Annotated in this window: 5 protein-coding genes and 1 pseudogene; 3 read left to right on the top strand and 3 right to left on the bottom strand. The window is 64.2% G+C overall.

Translation table 11 applies throughout. From position 1 onward, the window contains the following. Nucleotides 1–1,061: cytochrome P450 (locus WCE35_RS20715; RefSeq protein ID WP_424595184.1), on the bottom strand; the 1,061-nt coding region annotated here is incomplete at its 3' end. A gap of 194 nt (nt 1,062–1,255) precedes the next feature. Between WCE35_RS20715 and WCE35_RS20720 the strand changes: the two genes are divergently transcribed. Then, the gene (locus tag WCE35_RS20720) at nt 1,256–2,899 is read left to right on the top strand and encodes a flavin-containing monooxygenase (RefSeq protein WP_424595185.1); all 1,644 of its coding nucleotides are present in this window, start codon (nt 1,256–1,258) and stop codon (nt 2,897–2,899) included. A 256-nt stretch (nt 2,900–3,155) separates the two neighbouring features. Here WCE35_RS20720 and WCE35_RS20725 read toward each other — a convergent pair whose 3' ends face one another. Next, a complete protein-coding gene (locus tag WCE35_RS20725) occupies nt 3,156–6,467 on the bottom strand; it encodes a carboxyl transferase domain-containing protein (protein WP_424595186.1) in 3,312 nt (1,103 codons plus the stop codon). A gap of 44 nt (nt 6,468–6,511) precedes the next feature. Between WCE35_RS20725 and WCE35_RS20730 the strand changes: the two genes are divergently transcribed. Next, entirely contained in the window at nt 6,512–6,640 is a 129-nt protein-coding gene (locus tag WCE35_RS20730; protein WP_424595187.1) for a hypothetical protein, read from the top strand. Between the two features lie 54 nt (nt 6,641–6,694). Continuing rightward, nucleotides 6,695–7,915: a mandelate racemase/muconate lactonizing enzyme family protein gene (locus WCE35_RS20735; protein WP_424595188.1), complete on the top strand. Its 1,221-nt coding sequence runs from the start codon at nt 6,695–6,697 to the stop codon at nt 7,913–7,915. Nucleotides 7,916–7,925: 10 nt separating this feature from the next. Here WCE35_RS20735 and WCE35_RS20740 read toward each other — a convergent pair. After that, nucleotides 7,926–8,280 (bottom strand): annotated as a pseudogene (locus WCE35_RS20740) (hydantoinase/oxoprolinase family protein); the annotation flags it as partial.

Genomic DNA, 8,280 nt, shown 5'->3' on the forward strand with positions numbered 1-8,280 from the left:
CCGAAGGCGAGATGCTGTCGCGGCTTGGCGCGGTCGACGATGAATTCGTCGGCGCGGTCGATCTTGTCCTCGTCGCGGTTGCCGGAGATGTACCACATCACGACCTTGTCGCCTTTGGCGATCCCGCGGCCGGCGAGCTCGACGTCGTTGCGCGCGGTGCGGCGCATGTGCAGCACCGGCGTCTGGTAGCGGATGATTTCGGAAACAAGGTTCGGGATCAGCTCGCGCCGGCTCCGCACCAGCTCGAACTGCGCGGGATTTTCCACCAGCGCCATCAGCCCGCCGCTCATGGAATTGCGCGTGGTGTCGTTGCCGCCGACGATCAGAAGCGCGATGGTGCCGATGAATTCGCGCGCCTGCAGATTGCGGGTCGCTTCGGAATGCGCCAGCATCGAGATCAGGTCGAAGGTTGGCGGGCTACCGGCGCGCGCATCCCACAATTTGCGGAAATATTCTCCCATCCTGGTCAGTTCGGCAACACGCTCGTCCTGCGAATGCACGACGGCGTCAGGCGAATCGACATTGGCGATCGCCACATCCGACCACCAGGTCAGTTTGGTACGGTCCTCCCACGGGAAATCGAACAGCGTCGCCAGCATCATGTTGGTGAGATCGGTCGAGACGCGCTCCACCCAATCGAAGGTCTCGCCACGCGGCAGCGCGTCCAGCACATCGGACGTCCGTTTGCGGATCAGCGGCTCGAGATTGACCAGGTTCGATGGCGCGACGATCGGCGCGACCGTGCGGCGGTGCGCGGTATGACGTGGCGGATCCATTCTGATGAAGTTCGAAAACTCCTGACCCAGGGGTTGATCGGTCACCTGGATACCGCCGTACTCCGAACTCGACGAATAGTTTTCGTGATCGAGCTCGACCTGGAAAATATCGTCGTAGCGGGTGACCGACCAGTACGGCCCGAACGGCGAGGCCGCGCACCAATGCACGGGATCGTCGCGGCGGAGCTGCGCAAACAGCGGCCGCCAGGTGTCGTCCTGATAAAGTTGGGGATCGCTGATGTCGATCGATGTCAGGGCGCGCTGCACCGCTTCTGCCTGGGTCATGGGTCGCTCCCCCCGCCTCCGCCGCTTGACGGGCGGTCGGCGTCCGACGATAGAGGCAGAAGCGGTGCCTCGTAAAGCCGGCTGATGCCTGCCCGGAGCAACGCTGCAACCCTGCCACGCACAGATGCAGGGTTTGTTTGCCGGCGCGAGCCGGTTAGCTTTGGGCAATCCATCACCTTGGGAAACGACGCCCCGTGGCCACCACCTCGCGCCAGAGCCAGACCTCGTCCGCCGCCGCACCGGCGCTCGACTACGACGCCATCATCATCGGCGCCGGCATGTCGGGCCTGTACCAGCTCTACCGGCTGCGCGAGCTCGGCCTGCGGGTGCGCGTGTTCGAGGCCGGCACCAATGTCGGCGGCACCTGGTACTGGAACCGTTATCCGGGCGCCCGTTTCGATTCCGAAAGCTATTCCTATGGCTACTCGTTTTCGAAGGAATTGCTGGAGGAGTGGGACTGGTCCGAGCATTTCGCAGGCCAGCCGGAAACGCTGCGCTATCTCAATCATGTCGCCGACAAGTTCGACCTGCGCCGCGACATCCAGTTCGAGAGCCGGGTTGCCGCGGCCATTTACGAGGAGGATAGGCGGAGTTGGAACGTCACGCTCGAGGACGGCAGCCATTTCCAAACGCGATTCCTGATCACGGCCATCGGCCCGCTGTCGACCCCGACTCTGCCGCGCATCGAGGGGCGGGACAGTTTTGCCGGAAAATCCTTCCACACCGCGCGATGGCCGCATGAGCCGGTGGATTTCGCAGGCCAACGCGTCGCCGTGATCGGCACCGGCGCCACCGGCGTGCAGACCATCCAGACCATCGCCGCAGAGGTCGGCCATCTCACCGTGTTCCAGCGCACGCCGAACTGGTGCGCGCCGCTGCACAACGGCAGGATCGACGCCGAGACCCAGAACAAGATCAAGGCCGGCTATCCCGAGATGTTCGCCCGGTGCCAGGAGACCTTTGCCTGTTTCCTGCACACACCGGACCCGCGCGGGGCGTTCGAGGTATCGGACGAGGAGCGCGAGGCGTTTTACGAAAAACTCTATGCCGAGCGCGGCTTCGGCATCTGGCAGGGCAATTTCCGCGACATCCTGACCGATCGCAAGGCCAACGCGACCATCAGTGATTTCGTGGCGCGAAAAATCCGCCAGCGCGTCAAGGATCCAAAAATCGCGGAAAAGCTGATTCCGAAAAATCATGGTTTCGGCACCCGCCGATTGCCGCTCGAGACCTTCTATTACGAGGCCTACAACCGCGACAATGTCGAGCTGGTGGACCTCACGGAGACGCCGATCGAGCGGATCACGCCGAACGGCATCAAGACCAGCACCAGGCAATACGAATTCGACATCATCATCTTCGCCACTGGCTTTGACGCCATCACCGGCAGTTTCGACAGGATCGATTTTCGCGGCAGCGGCGGCGCGCGGCTGAAGGAGCGATGGAAGAGCGGGCCGCGGACCTATCTCGGCCTGATGGTCGACGGCTTCCCCAACATGATGATGCTGATGGGCCCGCACACCGCGCTCGGCAATATTCCGCGCAGCATCGAATACAGCGTCGATTGGGTAACCGGACTGATCCGCTTCGCCCGGGACAACGGGCTGACACTGCTGGAGGCGACGCCGGCCGGCGTGGCGTCCTGGACCGACCATGTCAAGGCGCTCGGAGAAGGCCTGCTGTCGAATGAGGTCAATTCCTGGATGACCGGCATCAACTCCAACATCGAAGGCAAGCAAACCCGCATCGTGGCGCGCTACAGCGGCAGCGCCCCCGCCTACCGCGCGCGATGCGACGAGGTGGCGACGAAGGGGTATGACGAGTTGATGCTGGGGTAAGCCATTCCTGTCGTCCCGGCGAACGCCGGGGCCCATCACCACCGGTCTCAGATCTAAGAATACAAGGGTGGGCAAAGCGACTTGTCCGCCGTAGCTCAACGAGCGAAGGCGGAAGCGTGCCCACCATCGCAGAGCCGTAGGGTGGGTTAGCGAAGCGTAACCCACCGTGGTCACCCCAGAAGAATTCGAGGATTAAGACGCAGGATGCAGCAAGCGAAGGGTGGGTTACGCTTCGCTAACCCACCCTACGAATAGCTCACCACGCATCGATGCACGGCCGCTTGCGATGAGTTCGCGGTTGCGGCTTCGGCACTGAGCGCAGGCCCGACATGATCCAGTGCCTGGTATCAGCGGGATCGATCACTTCGTCGATCTCCAGCACGGAGGCGATCGAGACCGCCTTGCCGTTGGCATAGAGTTCGGCGACCTTGGCCTTGTAGTAGGCCTCGCGCGCAACCGGATCGGCAATCGCCTCCATCTCCTTGCGGAAGCCGAGCCGCACATAACCTTCGAGGCCCATGCCGCCGAACTCGCCGGTCGGCCATGCCACCGTGAAGAAGGACGCATGGAAGCCGCCGCCGATCATGGCCTGCGCGCCGAGGCCGTAGCCTTTGCGCAGCACGATGCCGAACAGGGGCACGGTGAGGCTCGCGCCGGTCACGAACATGCGCGCAACGTGGCGCACGATCGCGGTCTTCTCCGCCTCGGGCCCGACCATGAAGCCCGGGGTATCGCAAAGCGAGACGATCGGAATGTCGAAGGCGTCGCAAAGCTGCAGGAAGCGCGCGGCCTTGTCGCCGGCCTCGGCATCGATCGCGCCGCCGAGATGCCTGGGATTGTTGGCGATCAGTCCGAACGGCTTTCCCTCGATGCGGATGAAGGCCGTGATCATGCCGACGCCAAAATCCCGGCGGATTTCCAGCACCGACCCTTGGTCGGCCAGCAGATCGATCACGGCGCGGATGTCATAGACGCGCAGCCGGTTTTCGGGAATCGCCCGCCGCAGCCGGCGCCGGTCCGGCGCCTGCCAGGAGGCCAACGCGCCCTGAAAATAGGACAGGTATTTTTGCGCCGCCGAGGTCGCCTCCGCCTCGCCTTCGGCGAGGATGTCGATGACGCCGTTCGGCGACTGGAACGACACCGGCCCGACCTCGGCGGGATGATAGACGCCGAGGCCGCCGCCTTCGATCATCGCGGGCCCTCCCATGCCGATCGACGCGTTGCTGGTCGCGATGATGACGTCGCAGCAGCCGAGCATCGCGGCATTGCCTGCAAAGCAATAGCCGGACACCACGCCCACCACCGGCACCAGGCCGGAGAGTTTTGCAAATTGCACGAAGGACGGCCCGTCAAGACCGGTCATGCCGAGCCGGTCGGTGTCGCCGGGACGGCCGCCGCCTCCTTCGGCATAAAACACCAGCGGCATGCGCCACTGCTCGGCGAGGCCCAGCATGCGGTCGATCTTCTTGTGGTTCATATGGCCTTGGGTGCCCGCCAGCACGGTGTAGTCGTAGGCGATTACCATGCAGCGGGCGGCTTCGGCGCCGAATTTGTCCGCATTGACGGTGGCGACGCCCGCGATCAGCCCATCGGCCGGGGTGTTCTTGATGAGGTCATCGACCTTCCGTCGTCTTCGCTGCGCAGCGATCGCGAGCGAACCATATTCGACGAACGACCCCTGGTCGACCAGGTGAGCGATGTTCTCCCGCGCCGTCCGCTGATTGGTCTTGCGACGGCGCGCGACCGAAGCCGGCCGGTTTTCGTCGAGCGTGACGGCGTGACGCGCGATCAGCTCGGCAAGGTCGGGACGGATATGGTCGAGGTCGATGATCTCCTGTTCGGCGACATCCGCGCCATCGATCTCGGCCGGTTCGAAAAACAGGATCGGCTCGCCATGCATCAGCGTCTCGCCTGCGCCGGCCGCAATTTTCGTTACCTTGCCGCCATGCGGCGCGATGACGAGATGCTCCATCTTCATGGATTCGAGCACGGCGATCCGCTGCCCAGGGCGGACGAGATCGCCCTTCCCGACGTCGATCACGACGATCGTGCCCTGCAGCGGCGCCGGCACCGCGACGGAACCCTGGGGCGCGGAATCGGGTGTCGAAGGCTTCGCGGCACGCCGGGGGGAACCAGCGTCTTCGCCGGGCAGCGGCCCCGAAAATTGCCTTGCCGCCGTCACCAGCGCCGCGACATGGCTATCGACAAAAGCTGTACTGACCCGGTTGGCGACAAAATCCGGATGCGCCAGCACGGCCGCGAGGAACGGAATGTTGGTTTCGAGGCCGCCAATACGAAATTCGCGCAGCGTGCGCGCGGCCTTCCGTACCACATCGGCCCAGCTCGCACGCGGCGAATGAACGATGACCTTTGCGAGCAGGGAGTCGAAGGCGGCGCTGGTCTTGTAGCCGGTATAGCCGAAGGTATCGACGCGAACGCCCGGACCCGACGGCAGGTCGAACACGGCAAGCGTCCCGCCGGTCGGCCTGGTCGCGCCGTTCTCGTCCATCACTTCCATGTTGACGCGAAGCTGCATCGCGTAGCCGCGCGGTGCCGGGATGGAAGCCTGTGCAAGCCCGAGCGAGTCCAGTGTCGCGCCGGCTGCGACCGCGAGTTGCGCCTTCACGAGATCGACGCCAAGCACCTCCTCGGTGACGGTATGTTCGACCTGAAGCCGCGGATTGGCCTCGATGAAGGCGAATGCCGCGTCGCCGTCGCTGGCGTCGTCATCGACCAGGAATTCAAAGGTGCCGAGGTTGTCGTAGCGCGCAGCGGTCGCGAGCTGCTTGGCGGCCTCGATGATGCGCGAGCGCAAGGCCGCGCTCAGTGACGGGCTCGGCGCTATCTCGACGAGTTTCTGATGGCGCCGCTGGATCGTGCATTCGCGCTCCCAGAGATGGCTGATCGCCCCGTGCCGGTCGCCGATGATCTGCACCTCGATGTGGCGCGCCTTGCGGATCAGCCGTTCGACATAAACGTCGCCTTTGCCAAAGGCCGCCCTGGCTTCCGACTGGCAGCGCGCATAGGCCTCGTCCAGTTGCGATGCCTCCTCGACGATCCGCATGCCGCGCCCGCCGCCGCCCGCGATCGCCTTGATCACGACCGCGCCGCCCGGACCGAGGGAGGCGAAAAACGCCTTGGCCTCGTCCAGGCCCGTCGGCCCGCCGGTGCCCTCGATGATCGGGACCCCGCAACGCCTGGCCAGCGCCCTGGCCCTTGCCTTGTCGCCGAACAGGTCGAGCGCTTGCGGCGAGGGTCCGACAAACGTAATTCCTTCCTCCGCGCAACGCCGCGCCAGCGCCGAATTCTCGCTGAGAAAGCCGTAACCTGGATGCACTGCGTCGCATCCCGTGGCCCTGGCGGCGACAATCACCGCTTCGATATCGAGATAGGCGCCTGCCCCCCGGCCCGGAATTTCAAGACTCTCGTCAGCCGCGCGGACATGCCGCGATGCGGCATCATCGGCGGGATAGATCGCGACGCTGGCAAGGCCGGATTCGCCGGCGGCGCGCGCGATGCGAATGGCGATCTCGCCGCGATTGGCGATCAGCAGTTTATGGAAGGCCATGGTGGGTTCCGTTTGGAGCAGTCGGGTCGATCAGTTACGAAACCTTGCTGGATGCAAGCGGAAAGTTGTTCCGCGTTACGGAATTCGCCGACAGCGCCAAGCGCCAGATTGACCCCTCCATCAATCCGTTGTTGTTATCGGGCTGCAAAAAACGCTGCCGCGAAGATTGGTGACATCGGAGGCCGATCTGGCGCTCGCGGAACATCACAAAACCTGCCGGGCAAATCATGACCAAGACATCGAATGTGAGAAGCGTCGAAACCCTGTCCTGCGACGCCGGATGGCGGAACTATCACTTCGTCAAGGTCATGACCGAAGACGGCATCGTCGGCTGGAGCGAATTCGACGAAGGGTTCGGCTCTCCCGGCGTCAGCGCGGCAATCGAGCGGCTTTCGGCGCGCGTGGTCGGCAAGAACGCGCTGCAGCACGAACGAATCCATGCCGAGTTGTTTTCGGCAACGCGGCCGGCCGCCGGCGGCGTGGTGGCGCAGGCGCTCGGCGCAATCGAGAACGCGCTGCTCGACGTCAAGGCCAAGGCGCTCGGCGTGCCCTGCTACGAACTGCTCGGCGGCAAGATCCGCGACCGCGTCCGGGTCTACTGGTCGCATTGCGCGACCTGGCGCATCAACCATCCCGACTGGTTCAAGCCGGCGATCACCGATCTCGACGGCGTCAAGTCGATCGGGCGCGAGGTGCGCGAGAAACGCTTCACGGCGCTGAAGACCAACATCTTCGTCTACACCGACGGCAGGCCGCAGGGCTGGCGCCCGGGCTTCGGCGTTCCGTTCGAGCCGGAGATCAATGTCGACCGCCGGGTGCTGCGTGATCTCTGCATGCATCTGGAGGCGATCCGCGACGGCGCGGGACCCGACATCGACATCCTGCTCGACCTCAACTTCAACGCCAAGACCGAAGGCTATCTGAAGATTCTGCGCGCGATCAGGGATATGGACCTGTTCTGGGTCGAGATCGACAGTTTCAATCCGCAGGCGCTCGGCTACATCCGCCGCCAGAGCCCGCATCCGATTTCATCCTGCGAGACGCTGCTGGGCTTGCGCGAATTCCTGCCCTACTTCACCGAGCAGGCGATCGATGTCGCCATCATCGACACGCCCTGGAACGGGGTCTGGCAATCCATGAAAATCGCCGCGGCGGCCGAAGCATTCGAGGTCAACGTCGCCCCGCATAATTTCTACGGGCATCTCTGCACCATGATGAACGCGCATTTCTGCGCCGCGGTGCCGAACTTCCGGATCATGGAAACCGACATCGACCGCCTGGCCTGGGACCACGAATTGTTCACGCACGTCCCCGAGATCATCGATGGCCACCTCGTCATTCCGGACCGGCCGGGCTGGGGCACCGAGCCCAACGAGGAGGGCCTGCGCGCCCATCCGCCGAAGAACAAGGGCGGGCTGTTGAATTACGGGCAAATGGCCAAGCGATAGCGCGACGCCCTCAGCGCAGCGCGATATCCAGCCAGCCGAGCGCGTTGACGGTGACGCGATCACCGCTGTCGACCAGCACCGTCGTGGTCTCGGCCTCGATGATCGCGGGGCCGGTCAAGCAATGACCCGGCCTGAGATCATCGAGCACGTAGACCGGGACTTCACGCCAACCGCCAAGGAATGCCTGCCGTATGCGGCGCGCCGGGCAAAGTCCCTCCGCCTTGGCCGCAACTTCTGTATGGCCACGCTGCGATACCCGGCCAACCGCCGCGACCCGCGCATTGACGAACACGACCTCCTGGCCGCGCGAGGCGTAGGTGTAAAGTTCCTCGTGGCGGCGATGAAACCGATCCTCGATCTGCTCG

Source organism: Bradyrhizobium sp. (assembly GCF_049691595.1).
Taxonomy (GTDB): domain Bacteria; phylum Pseudomonadota; class Alphaproteobacteria; order Rhizobiales; family Xanthobacteraceae; genus Bradyrhizobium.

Excerpts from the sequence above, each read along its gene's own strand:
- WCE35_RS20725 (WP_424595186.1), bottom strand. The coding sequence starts at position 6,467 with ATGGCCTTCCATAAACTGCTGATCGCCAATCGCGGCGAGATCGCCATT.
- WCE35_RS20735 (WP_424595188.1), top strand. The coding sequence starts at position 6,695 with ATGACCAAGACATCGAATGTGAGAAGCGTCGAAACCCTGTCCTGCGAC.